This window comes from Candidatus Nanopelagicales bacterium, from assembly GCA_030700225.1.
Classification (GTDB): Bacteria; Actinomycetota; Actinomycetes; order S36-B12.
On record JAUYJT010000072.1, the window covers coordinates 1 to 21,022 of the forward strand.

Genomic DNA, 21,022 nt, shown 5'->3' on the forward strand with positions numbered 1-21,022 from the left:
GACGTAAACGTGCTCGTCGTGATAAGCAGACCCTTCTCGCCACGACACCGGCGACACCCCGATCACCGAACCGTCAGCCTGACCATCAAGGCCCCACCCCGAACACCGGGACGGGGCCTACGTCATACCGCCTCAACCGCACCCACGATGACGCCGACATCCTCATCCAGCGTGGCGGCTAACAACTTGTGGACATATCCAGAGTATGCTTTGTGGTATGTCAACGGATCTGACCACAGTCAAGGTGAGCAAGCGCGTGCGCGAGCGCATCGCGCGTGCGTCACGCAGCCAACATGTGCCAGCGAACGAGTTTCTGGATCGTCTCGTTTCGGATTGGGAACGTCGGCAACGTATGGCGGCCGTCGCGTCTGCCATGAACAACGCCAGCGAGGCGGAGCGGGCTGCTTTCGAGGCCGAGAGTGAACTCTGGGACCCGGCAACAGCCGACGGCTTGGACTCATAGCAGTGGACGACATCTCAGCGGGAAGTGTCGTCTGGGTCAATCTGTCCCCAACCCTGGGCCGCGAGCAACGCGGCCACCGCCCCGCCGTGATTGTCTCGAGCCAGGATCACCTGGCCCTCATCAACAGTTTGGCAATCATCGTGCCATGCACGACCACTTCGCGGGGCTGGCCCAACCACGTAGAGCTTGCGGGGCCAACTGGCCTTCGCGAGACGAGCTACGCGATGACCGAGCAGCCACGTACCGTCAGTAGAACGCGAATCACGGAAGTTGCCGGCACCGTCGGCAAGGAATGCTTGGCGGAAATCGTCATGTGGCTAGACGACTGGATTCACGCGCGTAGCTCGCCGGCTTGACGAGTCCCATATTCGGTCGATTACGGGCACTTCGGACTTGACGGGGCCTGGCCAGTTGCCGCCAGATAGTCGGTGCAATAGGTGCCGGGCCGGAACGGCATGAATCGGCGTTTCACCTCAACTAGTCCAGATCAAGGGCTGTCTGGATCGCTGTTGCGAGTAGCTGTTCCTGACGCGGTAGGAGTGATCCGATCTGGGAGCCCAAGGCTGACACAGGAATCGTGGTGATGTTGTCGCAACTGATGACCGATGCCTGGTTCAGGCCGTTGTCGAGACCGACCGGTACTTCCGTTGACAGCCCACGGATTGTCGGCTCTTCGGATTTGAGTGGGGGTCCCCCCACCCGCGAAGCGGGAAGGGGGAGGGGCGCAGCCTTGATCATGTTGGTGGTCGCGCTGCTCGGGTGAGCGCGACATGACTCACTATGCGGCGCTGGAAGAGTACGCGCCAGTGGGTGGGCTCCCGCGCGAGCCCCGTGGTCCAGGTTCGTGGGTGACAGGTTCGCATTGGTAGCCGCAGCGTCTTCAGCAGCGTTGGCGGCTAGCATCTGAGCATGGATTTGGCAGTGAACATGGACGCACTGGCGGACGTGTGCCGACGCTACGGCCTAGCCGAAGTCGCGGTGTTCGGATCCGTCGCCCGTCGAGGCCTGCACCCACTACAGCCTCCTCGACCTTGAACGCCACGAGGAGCCCCGCTAGACAACCACGTGCTTGGGGAACCTCACGATCGCGACGAACTCGTCGGCGTCAAGTGAAGCCCCACCGACCAGCCCGCCATCGATGTCCGGCTCGGCCATTAGCGCTGCCGCGCTCGACGACTTGACCGATCCCCCGTACAAGATGCGGACCGCGTCAGCCACGGCGTCGGACTGGTTCTCCCGGATGAAGCCGCGGATCGCACCACAAACCTCCTGAGCATCCTCTGGCGACGCGACCTCGCCAGTGCCGATCGCCCAGACAGGCTCATAAGCGATCACCAGTGACGCGAGGTCATCGGCGGAGATCCCGTCGAGGCTCCCCTTGACCTGATCCAAGACATGAGCGACGTGGCGCCCTTCCTTGCGGATGTCCAGGCCCTCACCGACGCAGACGATCGGAGTCATGCCATTGGCCAGAGCCTGGCGCGCCTTCTCATTGACGACCGCGTCCGTCTCTCCGTGGTACTGGCGACGCTCGCTGTGGCCGACTACAACGTAGGCGCAACCAAGGCGGGCCAGCATCGGAGCGGACACTTCACCTGTGTAGGCACCCGCGTCGTGCGTGGAGCAGTCCTGGGCCCCGTACTTGATCGCGTAGCCATCAGCGTCGATGAGTGTCTGCACCGATCTCAGCGCCGTGAATGGTGGCAAGACCGCAACGTCAACCGCAGCCAGGTCCTCTTCGGTCAGCGTGTACGCCATCCTCTGGACGTGTGCCATTGCCTCAAGGTGATTGAGGTTCATTTTCCAGTTCCCTGCCATCAGGGGCCGACGTTCAGCGGTCACAGCAGATCACTCCTCATCAAGGACGGCGATACCGGGAAGTTCCTTACCTTCCAGGAACTCAAGGCTCGCCCCACCACCGGTCGAGATGTGCGAGAAGTCGGCCTCGGGCAGCCCCAGCTTGCGGATCGCGGCCGCACTGTCTCCTCCGCCGACAACTGTGAAGCCCGGCGACGTCGCTAGGGCCTCCGCCACCGCGCGCGTCCCGTTAGAGAACGGCGCCATCTCGAACACACCCATGGGGCCGTTCCACACGATGGTCCGGGCGTCGGCGAGCTTCGAGGAGAACAGCTCGATCGTTTCCGGTCCGATGTCCAGCCCGATCCAGCCCGGCTCAATGCCGTCAATCCCGACCGTGCGAGTGTCAGCGTCAGCTTCAACGGCACGGGCGACCACGACGTCCACCGGCAGGACGATCTCAATTCCTGACTCCTCAGCCTGGGCCATCACCCGCCGGACAGTGTCGATCTGGTCCGACTCCAGCAGCGAGTCGCCCACACCGTGTCCACGAGCCGCCAGGAAGGTGAAGCACATGCCACCGCCGATGAGGATGCGGTCGACCGACTTCAGCAGATTGCCGATGACCCCAAGCTTGTCCGACACCTTCGCGCCGCCCAGCACGACCGCGTAGGGCCGGTCCGGGTCGCTGAGGACCTTGCGGAACACCTTCGCCTCCGCGAGCACTAGCTGACCGGCCGCGTGCGGCAGCAGGCGCGCGACATCTGTCACGCTCGCTTGCTCGCGGTGAACGACACCGAACCCGTCGCTTACGTACATGTCAGCCAGCTCGGCGAGCTCAGCGGCCAGCTGAGCGCGCTCCGCTGGATCCTTGCTCGTCTCGCGCGGATCGAAGCGGACATTCTCCAGCAAGAGCACCTCGCCTGGCTCGAGCTTGTCGACCGCTTCCTCGGCTACCGGACCTGTCGTCGCTGCCACGAAACCGACCGGGCTGCCCAGCAGTTCGCTCATCCGCACGGCCACCGGAGCTAGGGACATCTCTGGACGAGCCTGCCCCTTCGGGCGACCCAGGTGGGCGGCCACGATGACGGCCGCCCCCCCGTCCAGCAGCTTGCGGATCGTGGGAATGCTCGCCCTGATCCGCCCGTCATCGCTTATCGAGGCTCCGGCGCCTCCTATCTTCATGGGCACGTTCAGGTCCGACCTGACCAGTACCCGCTTGCCAGCGACGTCGATATCGTCCAGAGTCAGCATCTTCGCCTCCCGAGGTGAACGCGTTCAGCTACAAAGACGCGCCCACGAAGCGGACGAAGTCCACGATCCGGTTCGAGTAGCCCCACTCGTTGTCGTACCAGCCCAGGACCTTGGCCAGCGGGCCCATCGTGTTGGTAAGCGAGGCGTCGAAGATGCACGAGTGTGGATCAGTGACGATGTCGCTGGACACGATCGGGTCCTCGGTGTACTTCAGTATCCCGAGGAGCTCGCCTTCGGCGGCGGCCTTCATCGCCGCGTTGATTTCCTCCGGGCTCGCTGGCTTTGGCAGCTCAACGGTCAGGTCGGTTGCCGACCCCGTCGGCACCGGAACACGCATCGCGTAGCCGTCCAGCTTGCCCTTCAGCGCTGGCAAAACCAGCGCGACGGCCCGTGCCGCGCCCGTGGTCGTCGGAATCATGCTCAAAGCGGCCGCCCTCGCGCGGCGCAGGTCCTTATGCGGCGCGTCCAAGATCACCTGATCGTTGGTGTAGGCGTGGATCGTCGTCATCAAGCCACGCTCGATCCCGAAGTTATCCAGCAGTACCTTGGCCATCGGCGCCAAGCAGTTGGTAGTGCACGATGCCATCGACATCACCGTGTCAGCGGCTGGGTCGTAATCGCCCTGGTTGACGCCCATCACGACCGTCGCGTCGGGGTTCTTGGCCGGAGCGGAGATGATGACCTTCTTCGCACCGCCAGCTTCCACGTGAATCCGCGCGGCGTTGGCGTCGGTGAACCGACCTGTCGATTCCACGACGATGTCCACTCCGAGGTCGCTCCAGGGAAGATTGGCTGGATCGCGCTCAGCCAAGACCTTGATCTTCTTACCCTCCACGATGATGGCCTCGCCGTCTGTGGTGACGTCATGGCCGAGCCGACCCAGGATCGAGTCGTATTTCAGCAGATGCGCGAGAGTCGCTGGGCTGGTCAAGTCGTTGACCGCCACGATCTCGATGTCCTCGCCGGACAGAGCCATGAATGTCTTTACCAGTATCCCCTGAGATTGCTGCGCGTCGATAGCGCGGTAGAGGTTTCGCCCGATGCGGCCGAAGCCGTTGATGCCTACTCGAATGGTCACGGAAATTCTCCTGTTCGCCAGTTGCCCAGACGGACCGCTTACCCCCGCCCTGGCGACACTAGCGAAAGAAGGCGCCCGTCTCCTGGCGACTAGAAAAAAGCTCCGCGAATAGGCGAATCAGTCATCGAAGATGACATCTGAGACGCTGGCTTCGGTTCCTGGGACGCCCAACTCGGCGGCGCGCTTGTCAGCCATAGAAAGCAACCGTCTGATCCGTCCGGCGATCGCGTCCTTGGTCAAAGGTGGCTGAGCCAGCGCCCCGAGTTCCTCCAGGCTTGCCTGCTTGTGTTCGAGGCGCAGCTCTCCAGCCGCACGCAGATGCTCAGGAACCAAGTCACCGAGAATCTCAAGCGCGCGCTCCACACGGGCACCCGCCGCCACCGCGGCGCGGGCAGATCGACGCAAGTTGGCGTCATCGAAATTCGCCAGCCGGTTGGCGGTGGCCCGCACCTCGCGGCGAAGGCGACGTTCTTCCCAGGCCAGCCGGGTCGATTGGGCGCCCATCCTTGTGAGCATGTCGCTGATCGCGTCCCCGTCGCGGATGACAACCCTGTCGACACCGCGCACCTCACGCGACTTAGCTGGGATCCCCAGCCTGCGAGCCGCACCCACAAGAGCTAGCGCCGTCTCGGGGCTCGGGCAGGTCACCTCCAGCGCGGATGATCGGCCAGGCTCGGTAAGCGATCCGTGCACCAGGAAGGCGCCGCGCCACGTGGCCTCGGAGTCACACGGTCCCCCAGCGACAACGGCCGGCGGCAACCCCAGGACTGGGCGACCCCGGCCGTCAACCAGTCCCGTCTGGCGGGCCAACCATGGGCCCCCCTCAAACACCTGGATGGCATATTTGGCTCCACGCCGTAGACCCGAGGGCTGTATGACCGCGAGCGTCACTTCGTGGCCGTACAGATCTGTGATGTTCTTGCGGATTCGCCTGGCGATCGTGCCGGTGTCGAACTGCGCCTCCACCACGACCGAGCCGGAAACGATATTCAGGCTGCCGCCGATGCGCAGCATCGAGGCCACCTCGGCCTTGCGGCAACAGACCTTCGTGACGTTGCGGCGACTGAGCTCATCCTTCACGTCACTTGTTAGCGCCATGGAGCGATCCTGCCACGACCAGTAATCTCGGCGAACGCGGCCGCCAGCAGATCCGGGTCATGCTTGCCCTCGGCGGGGCTTTCGGCACTGGCGACGGGCCGCATCACCAAGGCCGCCCCCAGCTTCTGGCACTCATCGCGCAGTCCGTCGGCGTCCATCCGAACCCGCGAATCCGCCACTACCGCGTCCAAGCGCAACTCGGGGAACTTCCCGGCTAGCACCCGCACGTACTCGCTCGCGGTGAACCCGTGAGTCTCAGAGTCGCTCTCGGACAAGTTCAGAACCAGGATGCGCTTGGCGTCACTGTCCTCGACGGCCTTGCGCAGGTCAGGGACTAGCAGGGGCGCGATGACCGAGGTGTACCAGGACCCAGGCCCCAGCACGATGAAGTCCGCCTCCGTCACCGCCGCCAGGGCCTCGGCGCAGCCCGGAGGGTCCGATGGGACTACGCGCACGTCCAAGACTCGGCCGTGAGTCGTCGCCACGGCCACCTGCCCACGGATGCGGCTCACCGCCCCAGGATTTGACGGGTCAGCCCCTGAAACGTCCGCCTCAATCTCCAGGGGCACGACAGAAACCGGAAGAACGCGCCCCTGGGCGCCCAATAGCGCCGCAACCCAATCCAGCCCGGCCACGACGTCCGCGGTCTCCTCCCACAGCGTCGCGATGAGCATGTTGCCCAGGCAATGGCCTCTCAGGTCTCCGGAACCTCCGAACCTGTGCTGGATTACCCGGCTCCACGTACGGCCCCACGTGTCGTCCCCGCACAGGGCCGCGAGAGCCATACGCAGGTCTCCCGGCGGCAACACGCCGAATTCCTTGCGCAACCGGCCGGAGGAACCTCCGTCATCGGACACGCCCACGATCGCAGTCAGGTTGTCAGTCACCCGTCGCAAGGCACGCAGACTCGCGGCCAGACCATGCCCGCCGCCGAGGGCCGCTACTCGTGGACCATGTCCCTCAGGGAACCTGTGGCGTATCTTCACTCGCGCCCCAGATCCCTGTGCGTGACGAGAGTCTCCACGCCTCGCTTCACCAAGCGCACGCTCAGGTTCTCCGCCATCGAAACGCTGCGATGCTTGCCCCCTGTGCAACCGACAGCGACCGTCATATACCGCTTACCCTCGCGCAGATACCCATCGGCCACCAGAGTCACCATGCGGGTGACAATGTCCAAGAACTCCCGGGCATCCGCACTGGCAACCACCTGGTCGTTCACCTCTGCTTCGAGTCCGGTCATATTCCTGAGCAGAGGATCCCAATACGGGTTCGGCAGGAATCGCACATCCAACACCACGTCCGCGTCCACCGGAATTCCGAACTTGAAGCCGAAGGAAATGACCGTTGCCCGAAGGCTGACAGCGGTCTCGTCAGGGAACGCCGCCTCAACGCGTCGCCTCAGCTCGTGGATGTTCAGATTCGTCGTGTCGATCACGAGGTCCGCGTCTCCACGGAAGCGCTGCAACAGCGACCGTTCAAGCTCCACGCCATCCAGAATTCGCCCGCGACCTTGCAGGGGGTGCGGACGACGGCTGCTCTCGAACCGCCGCACCAATGACTCGTCGCTGGCCTCGATGAAGATCACGCGCGCATTAGCTCCCTCAGCCCGGATCCGAGCAAGGACGACATCAAGATCGGCGAACGCATCCCCGCCCCGCGCGTCGACGACTACCGCGAGCCCCACGGAGTTCCTGTCCACAGGGACTTGCTCCAAGGCCGCTGGCAACAGCCGCAGGGGAAGGTTGTCAATGACGAACCAGCCGAGATCCTCCAACGCTCTGGCAGCGGTGGACTTGCCAGCACCTGACATGCCAGTGACCAGTACCAACTCTCGACGCTGGGAGCCTTGAGACATCACTGACCGGTCCTCTCCGCCGCAGCCGTGCCTGGCTGGCGATCGCCTTCGACGATCTGTCCGGTACTCAAGCTAACAACGACTGGCGACCCGGACAGCTGACTCTTGATGGTCGCAGCCATCACGGGCCCGATGCTCGGCACTTCAGCGAGCTGGTCCACTTCCGCGCCGCGAATGGCCCGAACTGATCTGAAACGTGCCAGCAGCGCCTTGCGCCTGGCAGGCCCGAGCCCGGGTACGTCGTCGAGCTCGCTCGCGGTCGCGCGCTTGGCCCGGCGGCGCCGATGGCCGGCGACGGCGAACCTGTGCGCCTCATCGCGCAGCTGTTGCAACAGGTGGAGCGCATCGCTGGACCTCGGCAGGATCAGCGGGCTCGGGTTCCCGGGCAGCCATATCTCCTCCAGCCTCTTGGCCAATCCGCACACGGCCACGTCCCCGATCCCGAGTCGGTCCAAAGCGTTGCGAGCGAAGTTGGCCTGAGGACTGCCACCGTCGACCATCACTAGCTGGGGAGGATACGAGAAGCCGCGCCTCCGCATTGGATCCCTGGGGGCTTGGCCCTCGACCGGATCGGACTCGACCCGACCCGACACTTCCTGATACAGGGCGAACCGCCGCGTGAGAACTTCCGCGAGCGCGTCAACGTCAGAATGCGCGTTCGCACCAGACACGACGAAGCGCCGGTAGTCGGCCTTCTTGGGTAGTCCGTCCTCGAACACGACCATGGATCCGACCGTGTCTTGCCCCTGCAGCGTCGAAATGTCGTACCCCTCGATTCGCAACGGAGCTGAACTCATGCCAAGTGCCATCTGGAGGTCTTCCAAGGCCCGGGCTCGTGTCGTAAGGTCGCCAATGCGACGGCGCTTGTGCAGCGTGAGCGACTGTTCGGCGTTTCGTGTGACTGTCTCGATCAGCGCACGCTTGTCGCCGCGAACCGGGCGGCGGATACTCACGTGGCCGCCGCGACGTTCACTCAGCCAAGACCCGAGCGCCTCCAGGTGGCTCGGCACCTCCGAGACCAGCAACTCACGCGGGATGTCCCGCGGATCTGATTCGGAGTAGACCCTGATCAACGCTTGCTCCAGTAACTCGGGAGAGTCCATCGCGATCCCGGGCTCGAAGATCATTCCCCGCTGCCCGGTGACTCTGCCCCTCCGAACGAAGAAGGTCTGGACCGCGGCCTCCAGGCCGTCGCCGGCCAGCGCCACCACGTCGGCATCGGTGCGGTCGGGCAGGACCACGGCGTTGCGTTCCAGGGCCTTGCGCAGCGCCGCTAGGTCGTCCCGCAAGCGAGCGGCTGTTTCATAGTCCTGCCGCCGAGACGCCGCTTTCATGCGCCGTTCGACCCCCCGAACGAACTTGTCCGAGTCACCGGCCATGAACGAGCAGAAATCGTCAACTATCGCTCGGTGCTCTTGCTCGCTGACCCGGCCAACGCATGGCGCGCTGCACTTGCCGATGTCGCCGAGCAAGCAGGGCCGTCCAGCAGCAGCCGCACCGCGGAAGACCCCCTTCCCGCAGGTCCGAGCGGGGAACACGCGCAACAGCTGGTCAACTGTCTCCCGGATGGCCCAGGCATACGCGTAGGGGCCGAAGTACCGCACTCCCTTCCGCTTGGCCCCTCGCATCACCATGATCCGCGGGTATTCCTCGCCGACCGTGACGGCCAGGTAGGGGTACGACTTGTCGTCGGCGTACTTGACATTGAACCGCGGTTCGAAGGCCTTGATCCACGAGTACTCCAGTTGGAGCGCCTCGGTTTCACTGCCGACTACTATCCACTCCAGCCCGGACGCGGCGGACACCATGGCTCTGGTCCGCGGATGCATCCTGTCCGGATCGGCGAAGTACGAGTTCAGACGGCCGCGCAGACTCTTGGCCTTGCCGACGTACAGTATCCGGCCAGCTGAATCGGTGAACTTGTAGACGCCGGGGCTATCGGGCACACTGCCCGGCTCCGGCCTGACAGAGGTCGGAACCATCACTTGACAAGCGTAACCGTGGGCGAATGGTACAGCCGCACCGCGAGTGAGAAAGGTCACGCCCCGGAAATGTTGATCTTCCGCCGATAGCGGTGACCCTTGACGAATGCCCCCAAAAGTGACTGCGATCGCGCGCGCCGTTGCCGTGGTTGCGGCTGGCTCGCTGCTGTGGGCGCTGCCAACGGTAACCGGTGACGCCGACGCTGCCAGCCACCAGGAGATCCAACGAGCGCGGCACACACGCGTCTACATTCAAGGCGACTCGCTCACCGTTGGAAGCTCGAGCGCCCTTCGGCGCACCCTCGGCCGGAAGGTCGCCAACGTCAGTGTCGACGCCGCCATCGGGCGCTTCACCGCCACCGGATTGGCCCGGATCAGGCACGACCGCCGTGCGCGCAAGTCCCGTGTGTGGGTAATCGCTCTGGGAACGAATGACGCACCGCGAGCTCACGTAATGAAGCGGGCGGTGCGCAAGAGTCTGCGCTTGGCCGGTCCGAGACGCCACGTGATCTGGCTTACTGTCCAGCGCCCAGGGCCCTACGGCCGCGTCAACAAGATGATGCGCAGACTCGACAGATCGAGTCAGCGGCTGCATCTTGTCGATTGGGCGCGCCTGATGAAGAGGCGCTCAGGGTTGCTGGTCAACGACCGGGTCCACGCCACAGCGAAGGGCTATAGGACGCGGGCACGCCTGATCAGCCAGCAAGCACTCACTCTGGCCCAGCAGCCGTAGCTCACGGACGCCGCGCGCGAGCCGAGCGGTGGATTCGATTCCCCCCACGCTTCTGCGGGTACAGTCGCCTTGGTGTTGCCAACGGGAGGACCGGTTGTTTGTGAGACGGCGGATCGCAGTCGTTGACCCCGCCTACCGTGACTAGGGCTTCGATGCCACCGATCATTGGTCAGGCGATCCGGTTCGTCACCGTGGGGCTCGCGAGCGCCGCCGTGGACTTCTGCTTTCTGTACCTCCTACACGGAGTGCTCGGACTAGCGGTCGCTCCCGCAGCCTTTCTCGCCTTCTGGTCGTCGTTCTTCGTCAACTTCGCATTGAACCGTTCCTGGTCCTTCGGAGCGCAGGCCTTCCGACCCGGCCCGCAGGTAGCGCGATTCGTGATCCTTGTTATCGCCAACAGCCTGGCCACAGTGGCAGCGGTAGCCGGTCTGGTGGCGATAGGCATTCCCTACCTTTACGCGAAGATCGTCACGCTGGCGTTCCTAGCGTGCTTGAACTTCTTCCTCCTGCGCTACTGGGTGTTCCGGGCGCCGACCGACGGTCCCGATTCGCCAATCGACGCCGCCTGTCAAGCGTCGTCCGCGAGCGTTCAGCCAAGCTTCAGGCCCGCTTCGGCGAGTTCAGAATCCGATCCCCCTTGACCTCGATCACGATCGGTTCGAGGGGAAGCGGGGCCGGCCCCCTCAACACCTCGCCAGTCGTGGATGAGTACTGGGAGCCGTGACATGGGCACAGGATCTTGTCGGGCGTTACCTCAGAGACAGTGCACCCTTGATGTGTGCAGATCGCTGAGAAGGCGTGGAAGTCCCCAGCCGTCGGCTGCGTGATGACGACCCACTTGTCAGGCACGACCAGACCGCCGCCCTCGGGCACATCGGACGTGAGCGCCAGCCCGGTCTGGCGCTCAGGAACGTCACTCGCGGCGGTCAAGTCATCGGGCGATTCGGACGGCTCGGAAACGCCCTGCCCACATGCGGCCAGGAGTCCAGTGGCCGCCGCACCCAGTATCAGCGCGCGCCTGTCGACAACGAAACCTTCGCGGGATCCAGATTCGGCAGGCTCTTGGTTCATCGAACTAGGGTGCCACGGAATCGAGGTCTCCGGCCAGAGCTGGAGCCAGCGTTCGCGCGAGAAACACGCCGGTATGCGATCCCGGCAATACCGCGATCTGTTCCGGCGTTCCAACGCCGACTACATGCCCACCACCCGAGCCGCCTTCGGGGCCCAGGTCGATGACCCAGTCAGCGGTCTTGATCACGTCCAAGTTGTGCTCAATGACGATGACCGTGTTGCCCTTGTCCACCAGTGACTGAAGGACGCCGAGCAGCTTGCGGATGTCCTCGAAGTGCAGGCCGGTGGTGGGCTCATCGAGTAAGTAGACGGTCCGCCCGGTCGAACGCTTGCGCAGTTCTGCGGCCAGCTTCACCCGCTGGGCCTCGCCGCCCGACAGCGTGGTCGCTGGTTGCCCCATCCGCACATATCCCAGGCCTACCTCCACCAGAGTCCGCAGGTGGCGGGCGATGGCCGGGACCGGTTCGAAGAACCCCAGCGCTTCCTCTATGGGCATCTGAAGGACTTCCGCGATCGTCCTTCCCTTGTAGTGCACCTCCAAGGTTTCCCGGTTGTACCGGGCGCCGTGACAAACATCGCAGGGCACGTAGACGTCGGGCAAGAAGTTCATCTCGATCCTCAAAGTCCCGTCGCCGGAGCATGCTTCGCAGCGGCCGCCTTTGACATTGAAGGAGAACCTGCCGGGCTGGTACCCGCGGACCTTCGCCTCCTTCGTCTCGGCGAACAGCCGCCGGACGTGATCGAACACGCCCGTGTAGGTCGCTGGGTTGGACCTCGGTGTGCGGCCGATGGGGCTCTGGTCGACGTGCACGACCTTGTCCACGTGCTCCAACCCATGGACCCGCCGGTGTCGGCCGGGGATCGTGCGAGCCGAGTTGATGTCGCGCGCGAGGACCTTGTAGAGCACGTCGTTCACCAGGCTGGACTTGCCCGAGCCGCTGACGCCGGTCACCGCGACCAGGCACCCCAGCGGGAACTCCACTGTCACATCCACCAGGTTGTGCTCACGAGCGTCCTCCACTCGCAGAGCCTGCCCCGGCGCGGGAACCCGCCGCGCGCCCGGCACGGGTATGCTGCGGCGCCCGGCCACGTAGTCCCCCGTTATCGAATGCGGCGACCCCGTCAGCTCCGGCAGGGGGCCACTGACGACGACTTGGCCGCCGTGCTCGCCAGCGCCGGGGCCAATGTCCACGATCCAGTCCGCACTCCTGATGGTTTCCTCATCGTGCTCGACGACTATGAGCGTGTTGCCCAGTTCCCTGAGCCTGAGCAAGGTCTCGATCAGCTTGCGGTTGTCCCGCTGATGCAGCCCAATGCTGGGCTCGTCCAGCACATAGAGCACGCCAACGAGACCGGACCCTATCTGCGTCGCCAACCGGATACGTTGAGCCTCGCCTCCCGCCAGAGTCGCGGCAGCCCGGTCCAACGTCAGATAGTGAAGCCCCACGTCAACCAGAAACCGCAAACGCTCATTGACTTCCTTCAGCACCCGTTCGGCTATCGTGCGGTCCCGCTGGCTCAAGTCCAGGTGTGCTAAGCGCAGGGCGCACTCCCCGATGGGAAGGGCGGCCAGATCCGCGATGCTCGATCCACTGATCTTCACACTGAGAGCAAGAGGCTTGAGCCTGCGGCCCTGGCAACTTGGGCACGGCACGGGGCGCAGGAACGCCCCGAACCGGTCCCGGGATGAGTCCGTCTCGGCTTCGGCGTAGCGGCGGCGCACGAACGGGATGGCGCCCTCGAAACTCGCCTTGTAGGAGCGCTCACGCCCGTATCGGTTGCGGTACCGCACCAGCAGCTTCCGCGGGTGGCCAGTCAGTACCGCCTCTTTGACTTCCGGAGCCAGATCCGCCCACGGTGTGTCCACGTCCGAGCACATCTCGGCGGTCAGCGCGGCCAGTAGCCGCCCAAAGTACTCCGAGATGTGACCCGCAGCCCATGGGTTCACGGCCCCCTGAGCCAGGCTCAGCGCCTGGTCCGGCACGATCAGGTCAACATCGACTTCCATCCGCGTGCCGAGCCCCGAGCAATCGGGGCAAGCCCCGAATGGCGAGTTGAACGAGAACGAGCGCGGCTCCAACTCCTCGAACGACAGATCGTCCTTCGCGCAGGCCAGGTGCTCACTGAATGTGCGCTCCCGTTGCGGATCCAGGGGGTCCACGTCCACGAAGTCGAGCGTGACGGTGCCGCCTGCTAGCCCGAGCGCGGTCTCGATCGATTCGGTTATTCGCTGCTTGGCGTCAGGCTTTACTACCAACCGGTCAACCACAACGTCGATCGAGTGCTTGTCCTGCTTGCGCAGGGCAGGGGGCTCTGTCAACGAATGCGGCACGCCGTCGACACGAACCCGGGCGTATCCCTGGGACTGGAGCTGGCGGAATAGGTCCGCGTACTCGCCCTTGCGTTCTCTGACTAGCGGAGACAGGACCTGGAATCGGGTTCCCGCGGGCATCTCCAGCACCCGGTCGACGATCTGCTGCGGTGTCTGACGCGCGATCGCGTCGCCGCACACAGGACAGTGGGGCTTGCCGATTCTGGCGAACAGCAGGCGCAGGTAGTCGTAGACCTCCGTTATCGTCCCCACCGTGGACCTGGGGTTGCGGCTTGTGGACTTCTGGTCGATCGAAACGGCAGGGCTGAGGCCTTCGATGAAGTCCACGTCGGGCTTGTCCATCTGCCCCAGGAACTGACGCGCGTATGACGAAAGGCTCTCGACATACCGGCGTTGACCTTCAGCGAAGATCGTGTCGAACGCCAGGCTTGACTTACCGGACCCGGACAACCCCGTGAACACGATGAGGGCGTTCCGCGGCAGGTCTAGCGAGATGTTCTTCAGATTGTGCTCCCGCGCCCCGCGCACGACGAGTCGGTCCGCCACGAATCACCTTCCTCGACCTGCCCCGGCTTAGTCAGGCTAACCCGGACGTCCGACAACCGATTCCGGACTCATCGGATTCCAGTGGGGACCCGCGGATTGTGGGGAAGCGAGCCGGTACGGGATCTACCTGTCCGGTTTGTCGGGTTTCTGGGCTGGATCGACCCGCAGTGGGGGTACTCCTTCCCCGGCGGGGTCTTCTCACCTCGGCAGGGTGGGGCCACTTGAAGCGAGCATTCCCAGATGGTCGCGATCCGAGCCGCCCGCGTCCAAGGCCTCACCGACGCCGACGCCCGCCGCCGCCAGCGCCGCCACGCCGAGCACGCTCGGCAGGAGGTCCGCCCATGACCAGCCGTCGACCCCCAGAAACCAACCCAGACAAGATCACCTCACCGGCCGCCAAATACGGTCTGAATCCAAGCCGGAACTGTTGCAAAGAGTCAGACACGCCTCACGGCGGGCTTGTTCTCCACAATATCCAGGACTATGCGTCTTCTGTCAGCCCTGACATGACCCAACCCCCTCACGCAACGAAATCCCCTGACTCTGCCGGGGGCGTCAGGGAGCCTCCTCGCATGGCGAGGCACGCGATCGTGGCGGTGACGAGCCCCAGGAAGCTGACCACTACCCAAGGCCACAGACCGAGGAGCCTGGGAAACACCGACTCCTCAAGCACCACACGTTCGGACGGCGTTGAGACGTCTACCTTGTACACGCCTCGCTCATCGACCCTGAACGACGCCACGCTGACCAGGACACTCCCGTCGCCAGTCTCTGTCTGGGTGTAGTCTTTCCAGGTTGGAATGTCTTCGCCAGCGGGACCGCTGACCCGTACGTCCCGCCAGTGAACGCTACGACGTCCCCACTCCTCGTACACGACTGGTCCCACCTCGATGGAACTTCCGACCGCTTCAAGAAGTATCCACTCGCCGACTTCGAGCTCCGCAGTGACGGCGCCAGGAGTTCGCCAGGCAGCCACCGGGCTCATAGCGTTCAGCTGAACGGCCGTGGCGAACACGAACAATGCGGCCGCTACCCAACAGACAACACCGACGAGGCCAACCGTGACCTTCAACATGTTGCCCCGCAGTATCATTACTGCCGCCCCGTGTCCAGGCCGCCACCGCTTCGGCTCCGGAAGGACACGCCCAGTTTCTCGCTCAGGATCCGTGCGCGATCCGCGCCCACCTGATGCGTCTTGCCGCGACAACAGCGAACAGGCATCGTCCGCTCGGGTCCAAGCCGAACCACGGCCATGTACTGGCCATTCCGTTGATTCAGTTCAACGCCAGAGATTCTCTCTCGTCGCACCAACCGGGGAATGGACCCAGGACTCCACCAAGCAACATAGGGTCCTGAGATCAGGATCCCCTCGTAGAGACCGCCGAACATGACGACGCCAGGTGTAGCCAGCAGACTGATAACCAGATCACCACCTCGGTCGGAGAGCCACAACCAAGCAGCAACCGCGTACAAGACGACGCCAGCCGCTACAACGAGCCACGAAGGCCACCGCAGATAGCTCATCAGGCGCGCCACACCGGCAGAACCGCCACAAGTCCCGCGCCAATGAGCAATGCGGGAGCAACCACCCGTCGTGCCCACGCCATGGCAGTCCGTGACAAATGCATCCAAGGGGCCAACCTCGCTCCCGGGCGACATCCTGCGAGCACAGCAAAACCGAGCGTCAACCATGTCAGCGAATACACCCAACGCAAGCCACTGACGTCCTCCACCGCTGCTACCGCACCGAACACCCACAACGCGATCGCACCCAGGACGAGCACAGGGGCCAGGACTCGACCCGGGCCTCTTGTGATCACACGGGTCCAGTCGCCTTCCCGTGCGCTCTCGCGCAACGCAGGACCCAGGGCGCTGGGGAAGCGCGACCCGGCTGCGAAACTACTCAACCACGCCCACAACGCGATGGCCAGGCAAGCCAGTCCCAGCCAGAAACTCGAACCCGGACTGAGGACTACTATGAGTGGGCCACCACCGCAGCCTCCAATCGAACGTGGGCCATTTCCATATCAACTTCGACTGGCTGCGTCCCCCTGAGACGCCGTAGCCACGTTTCCCAATACCGAACTCCCAATCGCGCTTCCTGATGCGCCCATGCCTGCGCCCGTAGGAAGTCCCGATTCCAAAGACATTCACGAACTCACGCCTACGGGAAGTCCGCGGCAGATTCGAGTAGCCAAAGTTCCACGCGGGCAAGCTGACGCCCCGGCCGCCCCAGCTGAGGTTGAGTCCCCGCCGATTGAATGAGAGGCCGCCACACAGCACTATGCATCCGCCAACCCCGTAGTTGATCCGCTTGGCGATGTACGTGCCCGCTCGGACGGCACCACCGTTGCTCACCCAATTCCAAGCACTCGAGACAGCGTCGCAGGCCCCCTGAATCCAGCTCCAACACATGCCGCTGATATCGTCCCCGTCAACCGGGTCCACGGGGTAGGTGTACGGGTTGGTGTTTCCGCCCCGGATTGGGTCTGTGGATAGGAATTGGCCGGTGTTGGGGTTGTAGGGGCGGGCTCCCATTTGGATGAGTCCGCTGGCCTGGGAGGTGGGCCGCTGGTAGGCGCCTAGCCATCCGTACCGGTCGCCGCTGGGCGCATCTGTCGAGGTGCTTCTGAGTTAATGAGGAACTTCGGGTTTTCAATACCCAACATTTGGTGATCTTGGTTCATGGTGTTTCCGCCTGGTGGTTTCGACGGTACTCGATCCGGTTGATTCGGGCCTGTTGAAGGCCGTGGCGTCGCCGTTGCCGGATGGCGTCGCCACGGCCTTCGTGCTCGTCTTCGGGGGTGACGTATCCGATCGCGGCGTGCAACCTGACGGTGTTGTATTCGACCCGGGCAAGCTCCAGCTCAAGCTCCAGCTCTCCGGGGTCGCGGATCTGTTCCAGGTGCGGCCATTCGCCTTTGACGTGGCCGAACAAGGTTTCGATCCACGCTTGATCCGTGGGGGTGTGCGGCCGTCCGAACTGTTGGGCGATGGCGACCCCGGCCATGAACTCCCTGGTGGTGTGGGAACGCATCTGGGGTCCGTTGTCCGACACCGTCAGCAGCAGCGGCAGTTCCCCGTTGGTGGTGAGCTGTTCCAGGACGTCGGCATCACCGGCCGCCAGTGCCGCGCGCAACTGCTCGCTACCCCAGCCGTCGGCGACCTCGAGCAGGCCCTCGACCCGCAGTGCGTGGGTGAACGCGACCTCGACCTGGCTCGAGCTTTCCTCGGCCGTGACCACGGTGGTCAGCCACTTGCGCGACACCATGTCCAGGATCGCGACCGCTGCTCGGCGGGCGCGGGTGAAGTGGGTGAAGTCGTACGCCCAAATGTGATTCGGTTTCCACACCAGCCAGTCCGGCCACGGCTTGCGCGGGATCGGGTCGCGGGCCGGATTGCCGGGCAGGATCAGATGTTCCGCGTTCAACACCCGCAGCACGGTCGATTCGGACACATGCACCAAGCCGAGCCGGGAACCGCGGTGGGCGAGTTTACGGTGTGATCGGTCCCGCTCACCCCAGCTCTCGAACAAAGCCACGATCGCGACCCACTCCCACGCCAGCAACCCGTGCACCGGGTTGCCACCTGGTTTGCCGTCCTCAAGATTCCCCGCGTCACGACGAGCCGTCCACCGGTCGCAGCGGGCGTCGTCGACCCCGAGCCACGCTGCGGCCCGTCGACGACTCCAGCCGCGTTCCGCGGCGTGATCGATCAGATCCAACAGGCTGGCCTTGACGTGTGCGTCCACTCGGGCGGGGACCGGGCCAGCGGTCAGTCCCAACGCGCTTTTCCCTCGACCAAATGAATGATCACCGCCTGCTCGGCGACGGTGGCCCGCAACCGCTCCACCTGGGCGCGCGCCTCGCCCAGGGCTGCCTGCTCCGCGGACTTGCCCCGCCTTCCGGGAACCGACGCCGCCAGGGCGTCCAAACCACCCTGTTTCGCGGTGCGGCAGATGTGGACCACGGTGGAGCGGTCCACCCGCCACTTCTCCGCGGCCTCCCGCTGCGTGGCTTGACCCGTTACCACCGACAGGAATATCTCGTACTTCTCGCTGGTGGACAAACGCCTCCGCTTGCGGGAGGCACCCGATACAGTCCCAATCATGAAACCCAACCCTTCGTCTCGTTGATCCTTCCGAGACCACCCGATTTGGTTGGGTATTGAAACAGGGGAAGTTCCTCACGAAGTCAGACGCAGAGCAACGGCCGCGGGTTTCGTGGCCTCCCCGGCGCGGGCCTCTGGACAGTCTGAACCGCCCGGGGCGGTTGGTATTGGTGTGTCACTGGAGGTTGCGGGGCGTAGCGAGGTTGCCGCACGTCCTGGCGTTCCTGGTGTCCCTGTGCGCGATGCGCGGGTGTCGCACAACGGTCGGCGCGTGACCGCGAATGTGTACTGGAACCAGGAGATGATCACCCGGAAGGGTCACCGGGACCGGTTCAATGTTCGCTTGGTCGCCCTCGGGCTCGGCGCGGCGTCCCCGGTCGTACTGAAGGATCGTTCGCGTCGTACTGTGCCACCGGCCGTGCAGCATGTCACCATCAAACTGGGTGAGAAGAAAGCCAAGAAACTGCGGGCAGCTTCGAGTGTGGCGCTGACGGTGTCGCAACAGTACGGGCTTCGTGGCCGTCACGACAACAAGTTCTTCCGCCAATACGTCACCGTTGTGGGGCGAGGATCGAAGCAGAAGCCGCACACCTTGGCGCGCGTCGCGCTGTCCCCCACCATGTGGGCCGGTCGCGATTGCGGTGATACCGAGATCAAGCCCGGGTTGAAGCTGTCCCGGTGCAACCTGCGCGGGGCGAACCTGTCCAGGGCTGACCTGCGCCGGGTGAACCTGTCCAGGACTGTCTTGCGCGGTTGCGACCTGTCCGACGCGCACCTGCGCGGGGTGAACCTGTCCAGGGCTGTCTTGCGCGGTTGCGACCTGTCCAGGGCTGTCTTGCGTCGGGTGAACCTGTCCGGCGCGCACTTGCGCGGGGCCAACCTGTCCGGCGCGGTTTTTGGTGGCATCACCGGTACCCCCGCGTCGCTGCCCGCCGGTTGGCATCTGTCCCCCGACGGCAGCCTCGTCCCCTACGAAGCTGCGCTTTCGCCGGTGTTCGACGCACCGGTTTCCACGGGTGACGGGTTCACGGTTCAGGTGTCGAACTACGACGGTGCGTTCACGTGGGGCGCCACGGCGACCGGCGGCGGCGTCTCGATCGATGGTTCGGGTTTGGTGACGGTGACGGGGTTGGATCCGGGCGCCGGTTCCACGGTGACGGTCACCACGACCCGTACCGGCTACGCGACCGGCAGCGCTGACGTGGCAGGGGAGGCGTTGCCGAATATGACGGTGACGTTCAACGCCAATGGGTCTGATGGCGGGTCGATGAGCCCGCAGGTGGCGAATGTGGCTATGGCGTTGACGGCGAACGCGTTCACCCGCGCCGGGTACACGTTCACTGGCTGGAACACCGCCGACGATGGCACGGGTTCGGCGTACGCCGATGGGGCCGAGTACGCGTTCACCGAGGATGTGACGTTGTACGCGCAGTGGTCGGCGAACTCCTACCCGGTGGCGTATGACGGCAACGGCTTCGATGGTGGGTCCGCGCCTGCCTCGGCGAGCCACGCGACTGATTCGACGGTCACGGTCGCCGACAACACCGGTGAGCTGGGGAGGGCTGGGTACACGTTCACTGGCTGGAACACTGCCGCCGATGGTTTGGGTATCGGCTACGCCCCGGACGATGAGTTCACGATGCCGCCATACGCGGTGACGTTGTACGCGCAGTGGTCGGCGAACTCCTACCCGGTGGCCTATGACGGCAACGGGTCCACTGGTGGGTCCGTGCCCGCCACGGTGGATCACGCGACTGATTCGCCGGTCACGGTGCTGGGTAATACGGGGTCGCTGGTCAAGACCGGGTACACGTTCACTGGCTGGAACACCGCCGCGAATGGTTCGGGTACCAGCTACGCCCCGGACGATGAGTTCACGATGCCGCCATACGCGGTGACGTTGTACGCGCAGTGGTCGGCGAACTCCTACCCGGTGGCGTATGGCGGCAACGGCTTCGATGGTGGGTCCGTGCCCGCCTCGGCGAGCCACGCGACTGATTCGCAGGTCACGGTCGCCGACAACACTGGTGCCCTGGAGAGGGCTGGGTACACGTTCGACAACTGGAACACCGCCGCCGATGGCACGGGTACGGCGTACGCCCCGGGCGATGAGTTCACGATGCCGCCAGCCGCGGTGACGTTGTACGCGCAGTGGTCGGCGAACCCCTACGAGGTGGCCTATGACGGCAACGGCTTCGATGGTGGGTCCGTGCCCGCCTCGGCGAGCCACGCGACTGATTCGCCGGTCACGGTGCTGGGCGTTGGCGACTTGGTGAGGGCTGGGTACACGTTCACTGGCTGGAACACCGAAGCTGGCGGCGGGGGCGACAGCTACGAAGCGGGCGATACGTTCACGATGTCGGCAGGCGCGGTGACGTTGTACGCGCGGTGGTTGGCGAACTCCTACCCGGTGGCCTATGAGGGCAACTTGTCCACCGGTGGGTCCGTGCCTGCCTCGGCGGATCACGCGACTGATTCGACGGTCACGGTCGCCGACATCACCGGTGCCCTGGTCAAGACCGGGTACACGTTCAACAACTGGAACACCGCCGCGACTGGTTCGGGTACCAGCTACGCCCCGGGCGCCACGTTCACGATGTCGGCAGGCGCGGTGACGTTGTACGCGCGGTGGTCGTCGAAAACATACCCGGAGGCGAATTACGGCAACGGCTTCGAAGGTGGGTCCGTGCCAGCCTCGGCGAG

At 64.5% G+C, this 21,022-nt stretch carries 20 protein-coding genes and 2 pseudogenes; 7 read left to right on the forward strand and 15 right to left on the reverse strand.

Going from position 1 to position 21,022, the window contains the following annotated elements; genetic code table 11:
* The 3 genes from Q8P38_11670 to Q8P38_11680 form a co-directional block, all read left to right on the forward strand.
* Positions 1-182: hypothetical protein (locus Q8P38_11670; GenBank protein ID MDP4015261.1), on the forward strand; the 182-nt coding region annotated here is incomplete at its 5' end.
* Positions 183-217: 35 nt separating this feature from the next.
* A complete protein-coding gene (locus tag Q8P38_11675; GenBank protein MDP4015262.1) occupies positions 218-463 on the forward strand; it encodes a hypothetical protein in 246 nt (81 codons plus the stop codon).
* A gap of 2 nt (positions 464-465) precedes the next feature.
* The gene (locus Q8P38_11680) at positions 466-819 is read left to right on the forward strand and encodes a type II toxin-antitoxin system PemK/MazF family toxin (protein MDP4015263.1); all 354 of its coding nucleotides are present in this window, start codon (positions 466-468) and stop codon (positions 817-819) included.
* 181 nt (positions 820-1,000) lie between these two features.
* Here Q8P38_11680 and Q8P38_11685 read toward each other — a convergent pair.
* Positions 1,001-1,129, reverse strand: a pseudogene (locus Q8P38_11685) (type II toxin-antitoxin system PemK/MazF family toxin).
* A gap of 243 nt (positions 1,130-1,372) precedes the next feature.
* Here Q8P38_11685 and Q8P38_11690 point away from each other — a divergent pair.
* Positions 1,373-1,498, forward strand: coding sequence for a hypothetical protein (locus Q8P38_11690; protein ID MDP4015264.1), 126 nt, complete (start codon positions 1,373-1,375; stop codon positions 1,496-1,498).
* Positions 1,499-1,516: 18 nt separating this feature from the next.
* On the opposite strand, the gene tpiA is transcribed toward Q8P38_11690, so the two are convergent.
* The 7 genes from tpiA to uvrC all read right to left on the reverse strand — a co-directional run bounded on the left by tpiA (position 1,517) and on the right by uvrC (position 9,527).
* The gene (tpiA, locus tag Q8P38_11695) at positions 1,517-2,305 is read right to left on the reverse strand and encodes a triose-phosphate isomerase (GenBank protein MDP4015265.1); all 789 of its coding nucleotides are present in this window, start codon (positions 2,303-2,305) and stop codon (positions 1,517-1,519) included.
* A 6-nt stretch (positions 2,306-2,311) separates the two neighbouring features.
* Positions 2,312-3,514, reverse strand: coding sequence for a phosphoglycerate kinase (locus Q8P38_11700; GenBank protein ID MDP4015266.1), 1,203 nt, complete (start codon positions 3,512-3,514; stop codon positions 2,312-2,314).
* A 28-nt stretch (positions 3,515-3,542) separates the two neighbouring features.
* Entirely contained in the window at positions 3,543-4,592 is a 1,050-nt protein-coding gene (gene gap, locus Q8P38_11705) for a type I glyceraldehyde-3-phosphate dehydrogenase (protein ID MDP4015267.1), read from the reverse strand.
* Positions 4,593-4,709: 117 nt separating this feature from the next.
* Entirely contained in the window at positions 4,710-5,690 is a 981-nt protein-coding gene (gene whiA, locus Q8P38_11710) for a DNA-binding protein WhiA (protein ID MDP4015268.1), read from the reverse strand.
* Positions 5,681-6,676 (reverse strand): uridine diphosphate-N-acetylglucosamine-binding protein YvcK, encoded by a 996-nt coding sequence (yvcK, locus tag Q8P38_11715; GenBank protein MDP4015269.1) that lies wholly within the window; start codon positions 6,674-6,676, stop codon positions 5,681-5,683. The genes whiA and yvcK overlap by 10 nt, the downstream gene beginning before the upstream one ends.
* Entirely contained in the window at positions 6,673-7,545 is an 873-nt protein-coding gene (gene rapZ, locus Q8P38_11720) for an RNase adapter RapZ (protein MDP4015270.1), read from the reverse strand. Before rapZ ends, yvcK begins: the two co-directional genes overlap by 4 nt.
* Entirely contained in the window at positions 7,545-9,527 is a 1,983-nt protein-coding gene (gene uvrC, locus Q8P38_11725; protein ID MDP4015271.1) for an excinuclease ABC subunit UvrC, read from the reverse strand. Before uvrC ends, rapZ begins: the two co-directional genes overlap by 1 nt.
* A gap of 106 nt (positions 9,528-9,633) precedes the next feature.
* On the opposite strand from uvrC, the gene Q8P38_11730 reads away from it, so the two are divergent.
* Positions 9,634-10,260 carry a hypothetical protein gene (locus Q8P38_11730; protein ID MDP4015272.1) on the forward strand — a complete coding sequence of 209 codons (627 nt, stop codon included), beginning with the start codon at positions 9,634-9,636 and terminating at the stop codon, positions 10,258-10,260.
* A gap of 152 nt (positions 10,261-10,412) precedes the next feature.
* Complete coding sequence (locus Q8P38_11735) at positions 10,413-10,901, forward strand: GtrA family protein (GenBank protein MDP4015273.1); 489 nt, start codon at positions 10,413-10,415, stop codon at positions 10,899-10,901.
* Here the strand turns inward: Q8P38_11735 and Q8P38_11740 are convergent.
* From Q8P38_11740 to Q8P38_11770, 7 genes and pseudogenes are all read right to left on the reverse strand, one after another.
* Positions 10,861-11,331: a Rieske (2Fe-2S) protein gene (locus tag Q8P38_11740; GenBank protein ID MDP4015274.1), complete on the reverse strand. Its 471-nt coding sequence runs from the start codon at positions 11,329-11,331 to the stop codon at positions 10,861-10,863. The two genes, Q8P38_11735 and Q8P38_11740, sit on opposite strands and share 41 nt — an antisense overlap.
* 4 nt (positions 11,332-11,335) lie before the next feature.
* Complete coding sequence (gene uvrA / locus Q8P38_11745; GenBank protein MDP4015275.1) at positions 11,336-14,209, reverse strand: excinuclease ABC subunit UvrA; 2,874 nt, start codon at positions 14,207-14,209, stop codon at positions 11,336-11,338.
* Positions 14,210-14,729: 520 nt separating this feature from the next.
* Complete coding sequence (locus tag Q8P38_11750) at positions 14,730-15,302, reverse strand: hypothetical protein (GenBank protein MDP4015276.1); 573 nt, start codon at positions 15,300-15,302, stop codon at positions 14,730-14,732.
* On the reverse strand, positions 15,302-15,733 hold the full coding sequence (locus Q8P38_11755) for a hypothetical protein (protein MDP4015277.1): 432 nt from the start codon (positions 15,731-15,733) through the stop codon (positions 15,302-15,304). The genes Q8P38_11750 and Q8P38_11755 overlap by 1 nt, the downstream gene beginning before the upstream one ends.
* 375 nt (positions 15,734-16,108) lie before the next feature.
* Positions 16,109-16,759: pseudogene (locus Q8P38_11760) on the reverse strand (RHS repeat-associated core domain-containing protein).
* A 133-nt stretch (positions 16,760-16,892) separates the two neighbouring features.
* Positions 16,893-17,993 carry an integrase core domain-containing protein gene (locus Q8P38_11765; GenBank protein MDP4015278.1) on the reverse strand — a complete coding sequence of 367 codons (1,101 nt, stop codon included), beginning with the start codon at positions 17,991-17,993 and terminating at the stop codon, positions 16,893-16,895.
* Positions 17,984-18,319: a hypothetical protein gene (locus Q8P38_11770; GenBank protein ID MDP4015279.1), complete on the reverse strand. Its 336-nt coding sequence runs from the start codon at positions 18,317-18,319 to the stop codon at positions 17,984-17,986. The genes Q8P38_11765 and Q8P38_11770 overlap by 10 nt, the downstream gene beginning before the upstream one ends.
* A gap of 235 nt (positions 18,320-18,554) precedes the next feature.
* Here Q8P38_11770 and Q8P38_11775 point away from each other — a divergent pair.
* Positions 18,555-21,022 (forward strand): InlB B-repeat-containing protein (locus Q8P38_11775; protein ID MDP4015280.1); only part of this gene is annotated, 2,468 nt, incomplete at its 3' end.

Coding starts and splice junctions, on each gene's coding strand:
- rapZ (MDP4015270.1), bottom strand. CDS start 7,545: ATGTCTCAAGGCTCCCAGCGTCGAGAGTTGGTACTGGTCACTGGCATG.
- Q8P38_11730 (MDP4015272.1), top strand. CDS start 9,634: ATGCCCCCAAAAGTGACTGCGATCGCGCGCGCCGTTGCCGTGGTTGCG.
- uvrC (MDP4015271.1), bottom strand. CDS start 9,527: ATGGTTCCGACCTCTGTCAGGCCGGAGCCGGGCAGTGTGCCCGATAGC.
- Q8P38_11770 (MDP4015279.1), bottom strand. CDS start 18,319: ATGATTGGGACTGTATCGGGTGCCTCCCGCAAGCGGAGGCGTTTGTCC.
- Q8P38_11675 (MDP4015262.1), top strand. CDS start 218: ATGTCAACGGATCTGACCACAGTCAAGGTGAGCAAGCGCGTGCGCGAG.
- Q8P38_11700 (MDP4015266.1), bottom strand. CDS start 3,514: ATGCTGACTCTGGACGATATCGACGTCGCTGGCAAGCGGGTACTGGTC.
- Q8P38_11755 (MDP4015277.1), bottom strand. CDS start 15,733: ATGAGCTATCTGCGGTGGCCTTCGTGGCTCGTTGTAGCGGCTGGCGTC.
- Q8P38_11690 (MDP4015264.1), top strand. CDS start 1,373: ATGGATTTGGCAGTGAACATGGACGCACTGGCGGACGTGTGCCGACGC.
- whiA (MDP4015268.1), bottom strand. CDS start 5,690: ATGGCGCTAACAAGTGACGTGAAGGATGAGCTCAGTCGCCGCAACGTC.
- Q8P38_11735 (MDP4015273.1), top strand. CDS start 10,413: ATGCCACCGATCATTGGTCAGGCGATCCGGTTCGTCACCGTGGGGCTC.
- Q8P38_11740 (MDP4015274.1), bottom strand. CDS start 11,331: ATGAACCAAGAGCCTGCCGAATCTGGATCCCGCGAAGGTTTCGTTGTC.
- Q8P38_11750 (MDP4015276.1), bottom strand. CDS start 15,302: ATGATACTGCGGGGCAACATGTTGAAGGTCACGGTTGGCCTCGTCGGT.